Below are 15933 nucleotides of genomic sequence, written 5' to 3' on the forward strand. Positions count from 1 at the left end.
TCCGCTCAGTCGTTCAGCCGCCAGACATGGCTGCGCTTCACCTCGGCATCCTCCAGGCTGCGCATCACCGGCACCGTATAGGTGGCCAGACAGGTAAGCCTGTCCTTCGGCAGGTAGGTGCGGCCGGGATCACCGATCAGCACCGTGCGTCCCTCGCGCTGCAGGCCGGCGAGCCAGTCCGTCACCGTCGCGGCGAGGTCCCGCTCGTAGAATACATCCGCCGCGAGGACGATGTCGGCGTCGAAGGCGGCGCCGATCAGGTTGGCCGGCGTCGGCGCGATCCGTTCGGAGACACCGTTCTGTGCCGCATTGAGGCGGATCGCCGCCACGGCGAAGGCGTCGAGGTCGCTCGCGATCACATGCCCGGCGCCGGCGAGGCAGGCCGCGATGGCGCAGAGGCCGGAGCCGGAGGCGAAGTCCACCACGCGCTTGCCCGCCACGAGGGCCGGGTTGTCGAGGAGGTAGCGGGCCAGGGCCTGCCCGCCCGCCCAGGCGAAGGCCCAGAAAGGCGGCGGCAGGCCGATCTCCTGAAGTTCGTCCTCCGTGCGCTGCCACAGCGCGGTCGCCTCGTCGGCGACGTGCAGGCGGATCTCCGGCGCGTGCGGCACCGGCAGCAGGCGCGTGTTGGTTCGGATGAAGCCTTCGGGATCGTCGGGCGGGCGCATGGTCACGTATCCAGAAGGTCGCGCCAAAGGCGGCAGGTGGCGTCCGTTATGGCCGTCTCGGTGAAGCCGCCGGTCTCGATCCTCGCGCGGGCAGCCTCGCCCATCCGAGCGACGATGGCGGGGTCGGCGGCGAGGCGGGACAAAGCCGCCGCGAGAGCCCCCGCATCGCCCGGCGGGACGATCAGCCCCTCGACGCCGTCGCGGACCAGGGTCCGGCAGCCCGGCACGTCGGTGGTCAGGCAGGCGCGTCCCGCGGCAGCGGCTTCCAGCAGGCTGCGCGGCAGGCCCTCACCTCCGCGCGAGGGCAGGCAGGCCACGTGATGCGCGGCCCAGACCGAGGCCACGTCGCGCGTCGCCCCGTGCCACGTGATCCCTTCCCCGTTCCAGGATTGGAGCGTCGCCTCGGGGATCGCCCGGCGGTTGCCGGGATCGGGCGCGCCGTAGAGCGAGAGTTCGACCGCCGCGCCGCCCTGTCGCGCAAGGCGGACGGCCTCCACGGCGATGTCCACGCCCTTCGACCACAGCATGCGCGCCACCAGGGCCACCCGCAGGGGCGGGAGCGGCGGCAGGGGCGTCGGCGTGGAAAGGGCGGGGTCGATGCCCGCACCGCCCACCACCGTCACCGTGCGGTCGGACGGGTCGAGGCCAAGAGCCAGGGCATCGTCCGGGTTCTCGAACAGGAAGCGCGTGCGGCGGGTGGCGAGCGGCCCCCGGATCAGCGCCCGCAGGGCGAGACGCCCGGTGCGGCCGATGCGGTCCTCTCGGGCGCCGATGAGCCCGAGGCCGGTGACGGCGAAGACCCGGCCCGACACCCCCGCCATCGCCGCCGCCGTACCCCCGACGAGGATCGAGCGCAGGGCGATGCAATGGACGATGTCCGGCTTCAGCGCCTTGAGGATCGCGGCGAGTTGCCCCGCCGCATAGCCCGCCGCCATCGGGTTGAGGCTTGACCGATCGGCCTCGAAGGGCACGACGCGGGCGCCCGTCGCGGCGATGATGTCGGCGTGGTCGCGCACCCGCGCCACGACCGACACCTGAAGGCCCATCGCCACCGCCGCCCGCGCCATCGGCAGGAAGTGCGAGGCAAAGAACCAATCCTCGGTGGCGATAAAGACGAGGCGGCGCGGCGAGTCGGTGTTCTCCATCGCCCGGTCCTGCACCGCCTGGGCCCGAAACGGAAGTCGCACCCCGGAACGTGGGTTCGGCATCGAGGTTGTCGAAAGCCGGCGCAAGCAGACCGGTATGGGAGGGTTTTCACCATGGCCGCGGTGGAATTGGCCGAGCGCGGCGGCGACCTGAAGCACGCCGCCGAGGAAGCCGGGCTCGTCTACATGGATGACAGCCGCCCCGGCCTCACCCGCCGCCGCAGCGGCAAGGGTTTCAGCTACCGCGACCCCAAGGGATCGCCCGTGCGCGACGGGGCGACGCTGGAGCGCATCAAGAAGCTCGCGATCCCGCCGGCCTATGTCGACGTGTGGATCTGCCCGCGCCGGAACGGCCACATCCAGGCGACGGGCCGGGATGCCAAGGGCCGCAAGCAGTACCGCTACCACCCGGATTTCCGGCAAGCGCGCGAGGCCGACAAGTTCTCGCGCATCATGAGCTTCGCCGACGCCCTGCCGAAAGTCCGCGAGCGGATCGATGCGGACATGCGGCGCAGAGGCCTGCCGCGCGAGAAGGTGCTCGCCACCGTTGTCCACCTGTTGGAGACGACCCTAATCCGCGTTGGCAACGACGATTACGCGCGCACCAACCGCAGCTATGGCCTGACGACGCTCCGCGACCCGCACGTAAAAGTAGTGGGCGCGGAACTCAGCTTCCGCTTCAAGGGCAAAAGCGGCAAGGAATGGAACGTCTCGCTCAAGGACAAGCGCGTCGCGCGCATCGTGAAGGCCTGCCAGGACCTGCCCGGCCAGGAACTGTTCCAGTACATCGATGAGGACGGCGTCCAGCGCGACGTCACCTCGTCCGATGTGAACGCCTACCTCCGCGAGATCACGGGGGAGGATTACACAGCCAAGGACTTCCGCACCTGGGCTGGCACGGTGCTGGCCGCCCTCGCGCTGCGCGCCTTCGAGGCGTTCGACAGCGAGGCCGGCGCCAAGCGCAACGTGCGCCAGGCTATCGAGGACGTCGCCCAGCGCCTCGGCAACACCCCGACCATTTGCCGGAAGTGCTACATTCATCCCGAGGTACTGGATTGCTACCTCGAAGGGGCGCTGCTCGATCAGATGAGCGGCGCGGTCCAGTCCGAACTCACTGAGGATCCCGGCAAGCTCCGCGCAGAGGAAGCGGCCGTGCTCGGCCTGCTGCAATCGCGTCTTGCCCGTGTCCGCAAGGAGCTCAAGACCAAACAGAGACGGCGTTCGGCGGCCAAGGCCGCCTGAACGCGTATCAGTGGCGGGAGGAGTGATCCTCCTGCGAGCCCTGGCGCGGCTCTCCGCTGCGGCGGACGGGCTCCGCATCGACCACGGGCGACAGGCCGAGCTGGCGCGCGAGGGAGACGAGATCCTTCAGCCGGCCGGTCTGCGTCTTGCGCCGGAGGTTGAGGCGATGCGTCTCCACCGTGCGCACGCTGAGGGCGAGGCGACGGGCGACTTCCTTGTTGCTGAAGCCGGCGCTGAGGAAGCGCAGCACTTCCGCCTCGCGGGGCGTCAGGCCCTGCCCGTCCATCACCTCGGCCGCCGGCACCGGCTCCATCCGCACGAGGCAATCGGCGCCTTCCGCCAACGCGACGATGGCGGCGCCGAGATCGCGCGGCGACTTGGAGCGCGCCACGAAGGCATCCGCGCCGACCGCGAGCACGGCCCGCAGGTCGTCGGCCGTGAGGGCCTTGAACGACACGAGCACGCGCAGGCTCGGCTGGCGCTCCTTGAGGCCGCTAATGCGCGCGACGCCATCCGCGAGACGGGCCTCGTCAAGGAACACCAGGGCGACGGCCGGCCCGCCGTCATGGGAAAGGTCTTCCTCCCCGATGGTCGAAAATTCCGGCATGTGTTCGAGGCTGGCGCGCACCGTGGTGCTCAGATCCTCGGGTTCATCCAAGATGAGGACGCCAATCGGCGTGGTCATGGTTATCGCACCCCGTATTCCCTGACCGGGACATTCCGGCCAAGTCATCCGAAGTAGCTCCAAGATCCGTTCCACTTCCAAACCAGCGAAATTAAGGATTACTGCGCACATCCAGGGGCAGTTTTCAGCGAACTGGCCTGGCGCGATGTTCGAAAACGAGATTGCGTAAAATTGTAATTATTTTGGCGCGCCGTTACGAGACGTTCGGGCGGGTCATCGCAATGAACCCATTCCGGCGCGTCTCGGTCATCACGCGATTCCGGCCGGCGGCCTTGGCTTCGTAGAGCGCGACATCCGCCCGCTTGATCAGCGCCGGCACGGTGTCGGTCTCGGCCCAGGTGGACACGCCGAAGCTGCAGGTCAGGCCGATCGTCCCGTCACCGCAGGCGATGCGCAAAGCACGGACGCGCACCCGCAGGCCCTCGGCGTGGAACAGCGCCGAGTCGAGGTCACGCTCGGGCAGGAAGATACCGAACTCCTCGCCCCCAAGCCGGCCGACGGTGCCTGTCTCGTTGAGGAGCCCTGCCACGGCACGGATTGCCTCGTCGCCGACATCGTGGCCGTGCACATCGTTGATACGCTTGAAGTGGTCGATATCGACCACGATCAGCGAGGGCGGCCGCCCGGTGATGCCCCGCGCGATGCTGTTGTCGATGCGCTCGCGGAAGGTGCGGCGGTTGAGCAGGCCGGTGAGCCCGTCCGTCTCCGCGAGGCGGATCAGCTCCTCCTGAAGCTTGGCCATGCGCTCGGCGGCGCGCAGCCGCGCATGCAACTCCTCGGCGCGCGGGGGCTTCTCGATGAAGTCGTCGGCGCCGCTATCCAGCGCCTCGGCGAGGTTGTGGACGCTGTTCGCGGAGGACATCGTGATGATGTGCAGGGGCCGCCTGTCCTCGGCGAGGAGCCGCACCGCCCAGCAGAGTTCGAGCCCGTTCATGGGCCGGACCTCCAGGCTGGTGATGAGCACCCGCACCTCCGGCACATCCGTGAGGAAGGCCAGGGCCGCATCGGATTCGGTGAACTCGTGAACGGTATGCCCGCGCGCTTCGAGCAACGAGCCGATCACCCGCAGGACGACCTGGCTCGAATCGACGACGACGATCTGCATGGCAGTTCCAGTTCACCTTCTGGCCACCGTGAAACGAAAAAGCTTAAGCCTGCGCGAACGGCAAAGGCCCCGCCGCCCGTCACGCCCGATTGCCGCTACTTCGTCGTCCGCGGACGGCTGTGGAGGTGCGCTGATCCGTCGCTGCCGGAAGGGCGGCGTAAAGCATTCGTGTCGCAGCTGATGGACGCCCGGCGGGCCGTGGCCCACGCCAAGCGCAGCGGCGATGCGGCGGCCATGAAGGCGGCACGCGCGTCGGTCGATATCGCGAAGGTCGCCCTCGGCGAGCGCGGTCCGGTCTGGTGGGAGGACGGATCGCCCGACCTCAACCGGCGCATGGCGCGCAACACGCCTTATGCCGGCTGGTACGAGACGGTCAGCGACGGGGAACGTTGACGTTCACCACCCGCACGTCGCCGGCATCACCCTCGCGGCGCGTCGCCTTCCGCGCGCCGGGGGCATGGATCACCGTGAGGGTCGGCGCCCCGGTCGGCGGGGCCGCGATGCCGGATACGGTCGGCACGCCGTAGGTGCCATAACTCCACGGCGCCGGGACGATCCGGTTCGGGCTCGGCACCTGGGTGAAGGGCGCCCCGATATACTCGCCGGCCACGAAGGGCTCGGCGAAGCCCCGGCCATAGGCCACACGGGGGATGCCGGTGCCGTAATAGCCATACGAACGATAGCCCTCGGCTGCGGCGGGCAGCGCGACGGGCAGGGTCGCCAGGACGGCGAAGAGGGTCAGTGTACGCGAACGCATGAACGGGGCTCCGGTGTCGGCCGGTCTCGAACCGGGAACGGGTCACCACCGATGTCGTTCCGGGCGCGGCGGCCCCAACAGCCGCGTGGACTGCGTAACCGCCCGTTAACCCCGCCTAACGGCAGGTCGCGATCTTGCGGACGACCCAGCCCTCGCCTTCGAGCCAGAGGCGGCGGCGGGTGTGCGTGCAGATGGGCTGACTCTCCGTGACCATCGCCGAGACCGGGCGAACGGTCGCCTCCGCCTGAGCGGTGGGCTGCTCCGTGACCGAGGGGCGGGTCGAACGGGCCTGCGCGGAGGCCAACCCAAGGCCGACGCAAACGGCGCCGAGGCAAAGCGATCGCAACATGATGGTCCTGGACTGGTGCAGAGATCCGACGGGGGCGCATCCGTAAAGCGTCCACCGGCCCGATTTGGTTGCATTGCCAAGGTTGCAGCTTCACGACGATTCGCGCCAGAGGCGAGGTGCCTTCTCGCTTAGACTTCCCCCACTCCACACGGTAGGAGGGGCGGTCCCGGACGCGCAGGCGCCGAAAGGTTCATGACCAAGCCCAAACCCCCGACGAATCCCCTCCTCTCGGCCGAAAAGCGCGGAGAGGATGCGGATCAGTCCATCCGTCCGCTGAACCTGTCCGAGTTCATCGGGCAGCGGGCGGCGCGGGCGAACATGCAGATCTTCATCGAGGCCGCGCGCAAGACGGGCCAGGCCCTCGACCACGTGCTGTTCGTCGGCCCGCCGGGGCTGGGCAAGACCACGCTGGCGCAGATCGTGGCGCGCGAACTCGGGGTGAACTTCCGCTCGACCTCCGGGCCGGTCATCGCCAAGGCCGGCGACCTCGCCGCGCAGCTGACCAACCTCGAAGAGCGCGACGTGCTCTTTATCGACGAGATCCACCGCCTGAACCCGGCCGTGGAGGAAATCCTCTACCCCGCGATGGAGGATTACCAGCTCGACCTCATCATCGGCGAAGGCCCGGCTGCGCGCTCGGTGAAGATCGAGCTGCCGAAGTTCACCCTCGTGGGGGCGACGACCCGCGCCGGCCTGCTCACCACGCCGCTGCGCGACCGGTTCGGCATCCCGATCCGGCTGGAATTCTACGAGATCGACGAGCTCGAAATGATCGTCAGCCGGGGCGCGCGGGTGCTCGGGCTCGGCATGTCGCCGGAGGGCGCCAACGAGATCGCCAAGCGCGCGCGCGGCACGCCGCGCATCGCCGGGCGCCTCCTGCGACGGGTGCGGGACTTCGCCATCGTAGCCGACGCCGAGATGGTGACGCGGACTATCGCGGACCGGGCGCTGCAACTCCTCGACGTCGACGGCGCCGGCCTCGACGTGATGGACCGGAAGTACCTGACCCTGATCGCCACCTCCTTCGGCGGGGGGCCGGTGGGGATCGAGACGATCAGCGCCGCCCTCTCGGAGCCACGGGACGCCATCGAGGATATCGTGGAGCCCTTCCTGATCCAGAAGGGCTTCGTGCAGCGCACGCCGCGCGGGCGTGTCCTGACGCGGCACGCCTTCCGCCATCTCGGTTTCGCGGAACCGAAGCGCGACTCGGCCAACCAGTTCGGCCTGTTCCAGAACGGAGAGGACGCCTGACGCCTTGCGCGTCATGCATCTCGCTCCGGTCAGGCTTTCCTGTGCGACATAACGCGACACGCAAGACAAGCTTGGCCGTTGCTTGAGCTACGTAGCCTATTTTGCGCCCAAGGCGCTGTAACGCCTTCGAATTCTTTCAGTCTAACGGCTACGTCTGCGTAATCCCGTGCTTGCCGCCTGCGTCGAATATCACGCGATCGCGATGCAACATCGATGGAACAGCGGCGTGTGGCTCCGGTTGAGCGCCCGACTGATCCCGAATGCGGGATGTCATGCCAAGCAGCCGGGCTCCGCCGCCCAGCGCCGCTCAACCCGCCCTTCTGAGAGGATTCTCCCCACCCATGAAGAACACCACGCTCGCCGCCCTCGGCTTCTCGGTCGCCGCCATCGCCACGCCGGCCCTCGCCCAGGACGCCCTCCCGGTCCGCATCTTCCCGAACCTGACCGAGACCGCCCCGGCCACCACCTCGACCCCGGAATTCCGCGCCGAGGCGCTGCGTTCGGACGCCGCCAGCATCGAGGCGAGCCGCATGGCCCTCGAGCGTTCGCGCAACCCGCGCGTCCGTTCCTACGCGAACCGCGTCCTCGTCGAGCGTAAGGCCACCACCGACGCGCTGCTGCCCGCCGGCACCTCGCTGAGCCGTGGCGGCACGGTCGTGTCCGACAACCAGGGCATCCGCACCGACCTGTCGAACCCGGCCGGCATCCTCCTCGCCCCGGTGACGATCGCCGCCAACCTCGGCACCTCGATCGTGGGCGGCACCCTCGGCGCCGTTGGCCTCGTGGACAACAGCCCGACCGAGCCGGGCCGTCGCGTCGCCCTCGGCGAGCGTGGTCAGGCCCGCCTGTCGCAGCTGCAGCAGGCCCCGAACGGCCGTGCCTTCGACCGGACCTACATCGACCAGCAGGCCCGCTCCGACGCCCGGACGCTGGAGCTCTACGACACCTACGCCAAGGGCGGCGAGAACGCCCAGGGTCGGCAGTTCGCCAACGAGGCGCTGCCCTACATCGCCCAGGAGCATGCCGAGTCCTCGACGCTCGCCATGCGCTACGGCGGCTAAGTCCAGAACCCACTCAGGTTCGCGCGTGGAGGCCGTCCCCAGCCGGGGGCGGCCTTCGCCGCATTCAGATGGGCGCGAACACGCTATAGAGACCCGCCCCGTGCCGACGGCACGATCATGCGGACTAGAGACTGAGATGGACGAGGCGGGACACGCGCTGCCGGTGCGCGTCTATTACGAAGACACGGATTTCTCCGGCTTCGTCTACCACGCGAGCTACCTACGCTTCATGGAGCGCGGCCGGACGGAGCTTCTGCGCGGCCTCGCGGGCGATCAATCCGACCTGCACCGAGAGGCGAAGGGCCTCGTCTTCGTCGTCCGCCGCATGAAGATCGACTTCCTGAAACCGGCTTACATGGACGACCAACTCGTCGTCCGCACGACGACGCGCGTGTTGCGCGGCGCCTCGATGACCCTGTCCCAGGACGTGCGGCGCGGCGAGGAGATCCTCGTCGCCGCCGAGGTGACGGTGGCCTGCGTGCGGGACGGCCGGGCCGTCCGCCTCCCGGACAGCCTGCGCGACCTGCTCAGCCCGCCTCAGTCCTGAAGCATCCGCTTCAGGAGCTCGACCTCATCGCCGAGCACCGTATCCTCGCCGATCTGCTTCTCGATCTTGCGCACGGCGTGCAGCACCGTGGTGTGATCGCGCCCGCCGAAGCGGCGGCCGATTTCCGGCAGGGAGCGCAGGGTGAGCACCTTCGAAAGGTACATGGCGATCTGGCGCGGCTTCACCACCGCTGCCGTCCGCCGCTCCGACAGGATGTCCGAGCGCGAGACGTTGTAGCGGCTCGCCACCAGCTTCTGGATGTCCTCGATCTTGATCCGCTTCGGCTCGCGGTTCTTCACGAGGTCGCGGATCGCGGTCTCGGCGGTCTCGACGGTGACGGCGGTGCCGCTCAGCGTCGCGTGAGCCAGGAGCCGGTTCACGGCGCCTTCGAGGTCGCGGCCGTTGGCCGTGATCGCCCGGGCGACGTAATTCACCACCTGCGGCGTCACATCGAATCCCGGATGCGAATTCCGCACGGCGGCGAGGCGCGCCGACAGGATCGAGACGCGCAGCTGCTCGTCCAGCGACCCGATCTCCACCACGAGGCCGCCCGCGAGGCGGGAGCGCACCCGCTCCTCGAGGGCTTCCAGTTCCGTCGGCGGACGGTCGGAGGCCACGACGACCTGACGGCCAGCATCGATGAGGGCGTTGATCGTGTGGCCGAACTCGGCCTGGATCGACTTGCCCTGGATGAACTGCACGTCATCGAGGATGAGCAGGTCGATGCCGCGCAGGCGCTCCTTGTAGGCGAGCGCGGATTGCGTCTTCAGGGCGTTGACGAAGCCGTACATGAACCGGTCGGCCGTCAGGTAGATCACCCGGCGCCCACTCTCACGGGCGGCATGGCCGATCCCGTGCAGCAGGTGCGTCTTGCCGAGGCCGACGCCGGCATGGAGGTACAGCGGGTTGTAGAGGGAGCCCTCCCCCTGGTGCCGGGCGATGCGCTCGGCGGCGGCATGGGCCAGGGCGTTCGAACGCCCGACGACGAAGCTCGTAAAGGTCAGGCGGGCATCAAGGGGCGTGCCGGCGAAATCGGTGTTCGCATCCGCTCCGGCCGTGGCGGTGCGCGGCTCCGGCGACGGCGCCACAGGGGCCGTGGCGGCCGGGGTGGCGTGAAGGCGGGCGAGCGGGCCGCTGGTCGCGGCCGGCTTCGCGGTGCTCATGGCGGCGGCGACGGGGCGGACGGGGGCCGCCGTGCCGCGCACGCCGATCTCGACGCGGTCCACATCGGGCGCCTCGGCGCGGAAGGTGGCCAGCACGCGGTCGATGTAGTGGGATTCGATCCAGCTCTTCAGGAAGCGCGTCGGGACCGTCAGGCGGCCCGCGCCCCCCGCGACACCCTCAAGTTCCAGGCGGGCGAACCAGCTGGCGAACACGTCCTCGCCCAGCTCGGCGCGCAGCCGACGCTTCACGCGAGACCAGGCCGCGCCGTAATCCAGGGTAGCGGTCTCCTGAGCGCCACCGTCCTGGGTGCGCCCTTCCTCGTCGCCGTTCGCCACTGTTCCGTCGACACGCATCACTGGCTCTCCCCCACGTTGCTGACGAAGATCATCCGCAACGTGTACGCACGATTCACGCTGTCAGCGTCTCGCAACTACGGCGCGAGACTGATTCCATATGTCGAGTCAATCCAGACACGAGGAACTTTTGCCGATTGGAAGAGGCTATCAACAAAGACCTGCGGTTCCCTTAACAGTGGGACTTATGGGGATGGCGGAGATTCCCAACGGCAAGTGTTCCGAACCGGGCTTGGGCGAAGAGCTAGAGTCTTGCGGCGACACAGGATTCGCCGGAATCCCCAGATCCAGCATGTTTTGCTTGAGCGTGGTGACGTTCTGTTAAGCTACACGGGGCCGGTGAACTCCGCAATGCAGCAAACTTTGGCGCAGGGTTAACGCTTCGTGAGGCCGTGTCCGAGGTGGCGGACGCGCAAAGAAAAAGCCCGGCGCGATGGCCGGGCTTTTTCGAAACCGTCAGGTCGGTGGGGTCGTGGCGGTCAGGCCGCCAGGGCCTTCACCCGCGCGGCGAGGCGCGAGACCTTGCGGGAGGCGTTGTTCTTGTGAACGATGCCCCTCTGGGCCGCGCGCATGATCTCCGGCTCGGCGCTCTGCAGGGCGGACAGCGCGTCCTGCTGGTTGCCGGCGGCGATCGCCTCCTCGACCTTGCGCACGAAGGTACGCATGCGGGAGCGGCGGGATTTGTTGATCGCCGTGCGCTTGGCGATCTTGCGGGTCATTTTCCTGGCCGAAGCGGTATTGGCCATGTAAGTCCTCGTGTTTCTCGTCGGGCGATGCCGACGGGCCGGCACGGCCGGGGATCGGTCAACGCATCAGTTGTCAGGCGATGGCCGAGACGCAGCGCACGCGAAAAGCGCGGCCTCTCAACGAAGCGCCTCCTATAGTCAGCGGGTGGCTCTCCGTCAATTCACTCCGGCCATCTCAGCGCCGCCGCCGCCGCGACCGTGCCCACCACGGCGGCGATGAGGGTCAGCCCCGTCAGCACCGCCAGCGGCACGAGGAACGGCACCGTCCCGCCCGTCGCCGCCTGGGCGGCCGAGACGCCGAAGATCAGCGTCGGAATCATCAGCGGCAGCACCAGCACCGCCAGAATCAGCCCGCCCCGGCGGATCGAGGCCGTAAGCGCCGCCCCCACCGCGCCGATGAAGCTGAGGGCCGGCGTGCCGAGCGCCAGGGTCAGGGCGGTGGACGCCATGGCGGTGCCGTCGAGGGCGACGAGGAGGCCGAAGAGTGGGCTCGCCAGCGCCAGGGGCAGGCCTGTGGTGAGCCAGTGGGCCAGCACCTTGGCGAGAACGATTCCCTCCAGGGGCACGGGGGCGCCGGTCATCAGGTCGAGGGAGCCGTCCTCCTCGTCGGCCTGGAACAGCCGGTCGAGGCCGATCAGCGTCGCAAGCACCGCCGAAAGCCAGAGAATCGCCGGCCCGATCCGCGAAAGCAGGTTCAGGTCGGGGCCCAGCGCGAAGGGCACCAGCGCCACGATCATCAGGAAGAAGATGAGGGAGAGCGTCCCCGATCCGCCGACGCGGGCGGCGAGCCGCAGGTCGCGGGCGAGGAGGGCGAGGCCGGCGCGGATCATAGCCATTCCTCCGCATCCGCTCCGGCAGCGGGCGCGGCCTGCTCTGGCGCGGCGCGGTCGATGCGCAGTTCCATCGCGTCGTGCAGGCCCAACGCTTGGTGGGTTGCGGCGATGACGAGGCCGCCCCCCGCCCGGTGCTCGGCCATCAGCGCGGCCAGGACCTCCTGCGAGGCGACGTCGAGGGCGGCGGTGGGCTCGTCGAGCAGCCAGAGCGGGCGGGCGCAGACGAGAAGCCGTGCCAGCGCCACCCGGCGCCGCTGCCCCGCCGAGAGGTAGGCGACGGGAAGGTCGAGGGCGTGGCCGAGGCCGAGCCGGTCCAGCGCCTCCGCCGGCATCAGGCGCGGCGCGCCGAGAAGGTCGCGGGCGAAGGTTAGGTTTTCGCCGGCCGTGAGGGCGGATTTCAGTCCGTCCCGGTGGCCGACCACGTGGAGGCATTCCGGCAGGGTCGCCTCGCCGACGCCGGAGACCGCGATGGTCCCCGCATCGGGCCGCAACCGGCCGGAGAGGATTGTTAACAGGCTCGACTTGCCCGCACCGTTGCGGCCGGTGACGGCCAGCGCCCCGCCCTCCCCCAGCGAGAAAGTCAGGCCGGCGAAGATCCGGCGGCCGGATCGGCGGCAGGCGAGATTGTCGACGTCGAGCCGCACGGAGTCCTCAAGATCGTCCGGCGGATCGAGGCGGCCGGCCGTGCCTCCATGCCCGATTGCGGCGGCGGACGGAACAGCGCCCACGCTTCGGGGCGTTGTCCCCCACGGAGGAACGCCATGACAGAAGAGCGAGTCACCGCGCCGAGCGAGTCCGAAGTCGCCGACAGCGAGGACGCCAAGGCGGGCCTCGCCATGGTCGCGGCCCGCGTCGGGCGCTGCACCGACGAGGAGCAGGCCGCGTTCTGGGAGGCGGTCGGCCGCTGCTTCGGCGGCGGCAAGCCGCCGGACCTTGCGGGAATCAGCTCTTCCGCGAACGAGTGAGCGAGCGCAGCGCGCCCTGGAAGGTGCGGATGTCCTGCTCCGTCATGGCCATGCGGTGCAGCCTGTCGCGCATGTTGCGCACGATGCCGCCGCGCTTCTCCGGCGGATAGAACCCCACCGCGTCGAGGGCCGCCTCCAGCTTCGCGAACAGCGCGACGAGAGCTTCCCGCGAGGCGGGGGGCGAGTGCATCTCCCCTGCGAAGGGCAGCACCGCCCGGCCGCTCGCCCGGCGCCATTCGTAGCCGACGAGGAGCACGGCTTGGGCGAGGTTGAGCGAGGGGAAATCCGGCGAGACCGGGAAGGTGACGATGGCATCCGCCAGCGACACCTCGTCGTTCGAGAGCCCGACCCGCTCCCGCCCGAACAGGATGCCGCATCGCTGCCCGGCGCGGCCGGCGACTTCGGCCATGCCCTCTTCCGGCGAGAAGACACGTTTCATCTGCCCGCGCTCGCGGGCGGTGGTGGCCAACACGTAGTTCAGATCCGCCACGGCCTCCTCGACGGTGGCGAAGATCGTCGCCCGGTCGAGCACGTGAGTCGCACCGGACGCCGCTTCGCGCACGCCCTTCTTCGGCCAGCCGTTCTTCGGGTTGACGAGGCGCAGTTCCGACAGGCCGAAATTCGCCATGGCGCGGGCCGTCATGCCGATGTTCTCGGCGAGTTGCGGCTCCACGAGGATCACGGCCGGCGCCGTGCCCGGCGGGAGTTCGAGATCCTTTTCGGCGTCGTCGCGGGTCATGCCGCCCTCTGGCACGGGGCCGGCGGTCCGTCGAGGGGGTGTTACGACACCGGCCGGTTGACAGCCCGAGCCTTCCGCTCGGAGGAGCCCCTTGCTATGTCGCCGGGCGCGTCCGCACGGCCCTTGCATGCCGTGCGCCCCGAGGACAGCGCACGAAAAGGCACCCGGCCCATGGCGAAGATCAAGGTAGCGAACCCGGTCGTCGAACTCGACGGCGACGAGATGACCCGGATCATCTGGGCCGAGATCAAGAACAAGCTGATCCACCCCTACCTCGACGTGGATCTCGAATATTACGACCTCGGCGTCGAGCACCGCGACGCGACGGGCGACAAGGTGACGGTCGATGCCGCCGAGGCGATCAAGCGCCACGGCGTCGGCGTGAAGTGCGCCACCATCACGCCGGACGAAGCCCGCGTGAAGGAATTCAACCTCAAGGAGATGTGGCGCTCGCCGAACGGCACGATCCGCAACATCCTCGGCGGCGTGATCTTCCGCGAGCCGATCATCTGCAAGAACGTGCCGCGCCTCGTCCCCGGCTGGACCCAGCCCTTCGTGATCGGCCGCCATGCCTACGGCGACCAGTACCGCGCCACGGACTTCAAGGTGCCCGGCAAGGGCCGCCTGACCATCAAGTTCGAGGGTGACGACGGCACCGTCATTGAGAAGGAGGTGTTCAAGTTCCCCGAGGCCGGCGTCGCCATGTCGATGTACAACCTCGACCAGTCGATCATCGACTTCGCCCGCGCTTCGATGAACTACGGCCTCGCGCGCCGGTACCCGGTGTACCTCTCCACCAAGAACACCATCCTCAAGGCCTATGACGGCCGGTTCAAGGACCTGTTCCAGAAGGTCTACGAGGAGGAGTTCGAGGCGCAGTTCAAGACCCTCGGCATCACCTACGAACACCGCCTCATCGACGACATGGTGGCCTCGTGCCTCAAGTGGTCGGGCGGCTACGTGTGGGCCTGCAAGAACTACGACGGCGACGTGCAGTCGGACACGGCTGCGCAAGGCTTCGGTTCGCTAGGTCTCATGACCTCGGTGCTGATGACCCCGGACGGCAACACCGTCGAGGCCGAGGCCGCCCACGGCACCGTCACCCGCCACTTCCGCGAGCACCAGAAGGGTCGCGAGACCTCGACCAACTCCATCGCCTCGATCTTCGCCTGGACCCGTGGCCTCACCCACCGCGCCAAGCTCGACGGCAACGACGAGCTGGCGAAGTTCTCGGCCACGCTGGAGAAGGTCTGCGTCGACACCGTCGAGGCCGGTCACATGACCAAGGATCTCGCCCTCCTCGTCGGCCCGGATCAGAAGTGGCTCTCGACCACCGGCTTCCTCGACAAGGTCGATCAGAACCTCAAGACCGCCATGTCCGCCTGAGTGGGCGGCACCGTCTGAAAGCATGGGGCGGCGGGTGCGAGACATCCGCCGCCTTTTTCGCGTCTGGATTGTATCCGAGCGTCATTCCGCGGCCTGCGGCACGGTATCCCGCCCTCTCTGAGGTGATCCGCATACAACCTCAGGTGACATTCGGCATGGGGCTGAGCTAGGCTGGGCTGGTCGATCGGAGCCGCGCCGCGCGGGCGTCAGGTCGGACCTGGGATTGAGCGATGGCCGTGGTCGAACCGCCGGAGACCCGGGAGCAGCTGACGCGCATCGCGGCGGTGCTGTCGGTCTCGCCCGCCGCCTTCCGGTCCGCGCGCCCCACTACCGACGATGGGCCGAATCCGGTCGAGCAGGCCGAGGTGGCCCTGCTGTTCCGGCGGTTGACGGCGCCGGACCAGCGGGCGGCGATCGTGGCTCTGCTGCGCGCCCTCACCCAGCCGGGCGACAGGCGCTAGACCCTCACGCCGCGACGAGCAGCGCCGCCCCGGCGACGCCGGACAGGACGAGGCGCAGGCGCCCGAGCCAAATGGGGGCGAGGCCGCGCCGTGAGAGATCCTGGTCCACGAGGCCCCAGGCCAGGACGAGCACGCCGAGGATGCGCAGGTCCCACGGGGCGGGCGCCGCCATGGCGGCCCAGGCGACCAGCGAGGGGACGATCGCGATGAAGTAGTCGCCGTTGCGACCGCCACGGGCCGCCGCCGCGCCCCAGCGGATGCCTCCGAGGAACGAGGCGATCACCGCGCCGTAAGCCGACAGGATCGTGCGCGGCGACAGGCCGATATTGCCCAGCCCGCCGTCGCTCCCCGACACCGCGAGGGCGGCGAAGCCTAGAAAAGGAATCAGCCCGGCCACGCCGAGCACGATGGCGCTCAACGGCACTGCGGGTAGGCGCGCCATCCAACCTCCGGTTCCATGCCCGGCCATGGGACCGTAC

Annotated in this window: 20 protein-coding genes; 8 read left to right on the top strand and 12 right to left on the bottom strand. The window is 69.0% G+C overall.

All coding sequences use genetic code 11. From position 1 onward, the window contains the following. Window positions 1-5: 5 nt before the first annotated feature. Both AAHF99_RS14405 and AAHF99_RS14410 read right to left on the bottom strand, forming a co-directional pair. A complete protein-coding gene (locus tag AAHF99_RS14405; RefSeq protein WP_342165083.1) occupies window positions 6-665 on the bottom strand; it encodes a class I SAM-dependent methyltransferase in 660 nt (219 codons plus the stop codon). Window positions 666-667: 2 nt separating this feature from the next. Beyond that, window positions 668-1810 (bottom strand): glycosyltransferase family 4 protein, encoded by a 1143-nt coding sequence (locus tag AAHF99_RS14410; RefSeq protein WP_342165085.1) that lies wholly within the window; start codon window positions 1808-1810, stop codon window positions 668-670. A gap of 114 nt (window positions 1811-1924) precedes the next feature. Here AAHF99_RS14410 and AAHF99_RS14415 point away from each other — a divergent pair, with 114 nt between their 5' ends. Next, the gene (locus AAHF99_RS14415) at window positions 1925-3052 is read left to right on the top strand and encodes a DNA topoisomerase IB (RefSeq protein ID WP_342165086.1); all 1128 of its coding nucleotides are present in this window, start codon (window positions 1925-1927) and stop codon (window positions 3050-3052) included. Between the two features lie 7 nt (window positions 3053-3059). On the opposite strand, the gene AAHF99_RS14420 is transcribed toward AAHF99_RS14415, so the two are convergent. Together AAHF99_RS14420 and AAHF99_RS14425 are read right to left on the bottom strand one after the other, a co-directional pair. After that, window positions 3060-3737: a response regulator transcription factor gene (locus AAHF99_RS14420; RefSeq protein WP_342165087.1), complete on the bottom strand. Its 678-nt coding sequence runs from the start codon at window positions 3735-3737 to the stop codon at window positions 3060-3062. Between the two features lie 193 nt (window positions 3738-3930). Then, on the bottom strand, window positions 3931-4842 hold the full coding sequence (locus AAHF99_RS14425) for a GGDEF domain-containing protein (RefSeq protein ID WP_342165088.1): 912 nt from the start codon (window positions 4840-4842) through the stop codon (window positions 3931-3933). A 117-nt stretch (window positions 4843-4959) separates the two neighbouring features. Here AAHF99_RS14425 and AAHF99_RS14430 point away from each other — a divergent pair, with 117 nt between their 5' ends. After that, complete coding sequence (locus AAHF99_RS14430; RefSeq protein ID WP_342165265.1) at window positions 4960-5235, top strand: hypothetical protein; 276 nt, start codon at window positions 4960-4962, stop codon at window positions 5233-5235. Here the strand turns inward: AAHF99_RS14430 and AAHF99_RS14435 are convergent. Both AAHF99_RS14435 and AAHF99_RS14440 read right to left on the bottom strand, forming a co-directional pair. Then, window positions 5216-5599 (bottom strand): hypothetical protein, encoded by a 384-nt coding sequence (locus AAHF99_RS14435; RefSeq protein ID WP_342165089.1) that lies wholly within the window; start codon window positions 5597-5599, stop codon window positions 5216-5218. The genes AAHF99_RS14430 and AAHF99_RS14435 overlap by 20 nt on opposite strands. Window positions 5600-5714: 115 nt before the next feature. Continuing rightward, window positions 5715-5948 (bottom strand): hypothetical protein, encoded by a 234-nt coding sequence (locus AAHF99_RS14440; RefSeq protein WP_342165090.1) that lies wholly within the window; start codon window positions 5946-5948, stop codon window positions 5715-5717. Window positions 5949-6140: 192 nt separating this feature from the next. Between AAHF99_RS14440 and ruvB the strand changes: the two genes are divergently transcribed. The 3 genes from ruvB to ybgC all read left to right on the top strand — a co-directional run bounded on the left by ruvB (window position 6141) and on the right by ybgC (window position 8807). Next, on the top strand, window positions 6141-7199 hold the full coding sequence (gene ruvB / locus AAHF99_RS14445; protein ID WP_342165091.1) for a Holliday junction branch migration DNA helicase RuvB: 1059 nt from the start codon (window positions 6141-6143) through the stop codon (window positions 7197-7199). A gap of 341 nt (window positions 7200-7540) precedes the next feature. Continuing rightward, window positions 7541-8260 carry a DUF4142 domain-containing protein gene (locus AAHF99_RS14450; protein ID WP_243955532.1) on the top strand — a complete coding sequence of 240 codons (720 nt, stop codon included), beginning with the start codon at window positions 7541-7543 and terminating at the stop codon, window positions 8258-8260. A 136-nt stretch (window positions 8261-8396) separates the two neighbouring features. Next, window positions 8397-8807, top strand: coding sequence for a tol-pal system-associated acyl-CoA thioesterase (gene ybgC / locus AAHF99_RS14455; protein ID WP_342165092.1), 411 nt, complete (start codon window positions 8397-8399; stop codon window positions 8805-8807). Here the strand turns inward: ybgC and dnaA are convergent. The 4 genes from dnaA to ccmA all read right to left on the bottom strand — a co-directional run bounded on the left by dnaA (window position 8798) and on the right by ccmA (window position 12547). Beyond that, a complete protein-coding gene (gene dnaA, locus AAHF99_RS14460; protein ID WP_342165094.1) occupies window positions 8798-10324 on the bottom strand; it encodes a chromosomal replication initiator protein DnaA in 1527 nt (508 codons plus the stop codon). The two genes, ybgC and dnaA, sit on opposite strands and share 10 nt — an antisense overlap. A 479-nt stretch (window positions 10325-10803) precedes the next feature. Next, window positions 10804-11070 (bottom strand): 30S ribosomal protein S20, encoded by a 267-nt coding sequence (gene rpsT, locus AAHF99_RS14465; protein WP_243955527.1) that lies wholly within the window; start codon window positions 11068-11070, stop codon window positions 10804-10806. A gap of 161 nt (window positions 11071-11231) precedes the next feature. Next, window positions 11232-11900 (bottom strand): heme exporter protein CcmB, encoded by a 669-nt coding sequence (gene ccmB / locus AAHF99_RS14470; RefSeq protein WP_342165267.1) that lies wholly within the window; start codon window positions 11898-11900, stop codon window positions 11232-11234. Beyond that, window positions 11897-12547 carry a heme ABC exporter ATP-binding protein CcmA gene (ccmA, locus tag AAHF99_RS14475; RefSeq protein ID WP_342165096.1) on the bottom strand — a complete coding sequence of 217 codons (651 nt, stop codon included), beginning with the start codon at window positions 12545-12547 and terminating at the stop codon, window positions 11897-11899. The genes ccmB and ccmA overlap by 4 nt, the downstream gene beginning before the upstream one ends. 117 nt (window positions 12548-12664) lie before the next feature. Here ccmA and AAHF99_RS14480 point away from each other — a divergent pair, with 117 nt between their 5' ends. After that, complete coding sequence (locus AAHF99_RS14480) at window positions 12665-12868, top strand: hypothetical protein (RefSeq protein WP_342165097.1); 204 nt, start codon at window positions 12665-12667, stop codon at window positions 12866-12868. Here AAHF99_RS14480 and AAHF99_RS14485 read toward each other — a convergent pair. After that, window positions 12846-13607 (bottom strand): RNA methyltransferase, encoded by a 762-nt coding sequence (locus AAHF99_RS14485; RefSeq protein ID WP_342165098.1) that lies wholly within the window; start codon window positions 13605-13607, stop codon window positions 12846-12848. The two genes, AAHF99_RS14480 and AAHF99_RS14485, sit on opposite strands and share 23 nt — an antisense overlap. A gap of 171 nt (window positions 13608-13778) precedes the next feature. Here AAHF99_RS14485 and AAHF99_RS14490 point away from each other — a divergent pair, with 171 nt between their 5' ends. Continuing rightward, complete coding sequence (locus tag AAHF99_RS14490; RefSeq protein ID WP_342165099.1) at window positions 13779-14993, top strand: NADP-dependent isocitrate dehydrogenase; 1215 nt, start codon at window positions 13779-13781, stop codon at window positions 14991-14993. Between the two features lie 230 nt (window positions 14994-15223). Further along, window positions 15224-15454, top strand: a complete 231-nt coding sequence (locus tag AAHF99_RS14495) for a hypothetical protein (RefSeq protein ID WP_342165101.1) — start codon at window positions 15224-15226, stop codon at window positions 15452-15454. A 4-nt stretch (window positions 15455-15458) separates the two neighbouring features. Here AAHF99_RS14495 and AAHF99_RS14500 read toward each other — a convergent pair whose 3' ends face one another. Then, complete coding sequence (locus AAHF99_RS14500) at window positions 15459-15896, bottom strand: DUF3429 domain-containing protein (protein WP_243955518.1); 438 nt, start codon at window positions 15894-15896, stop codon at window positions 15459-15461. Between the last annotated feature and the right edge of the window lie 37 nt (window positions 15897-15933).

This window comes from Methylobacterium litchii (assembly GCF_038442315.1).
GTDB lineage: Bacteria > Pseudomonadota > Alphaproteobacteria > Rhizobiales > Beijerinckiaceae > Methylobacterium > Methylobacterium litchii.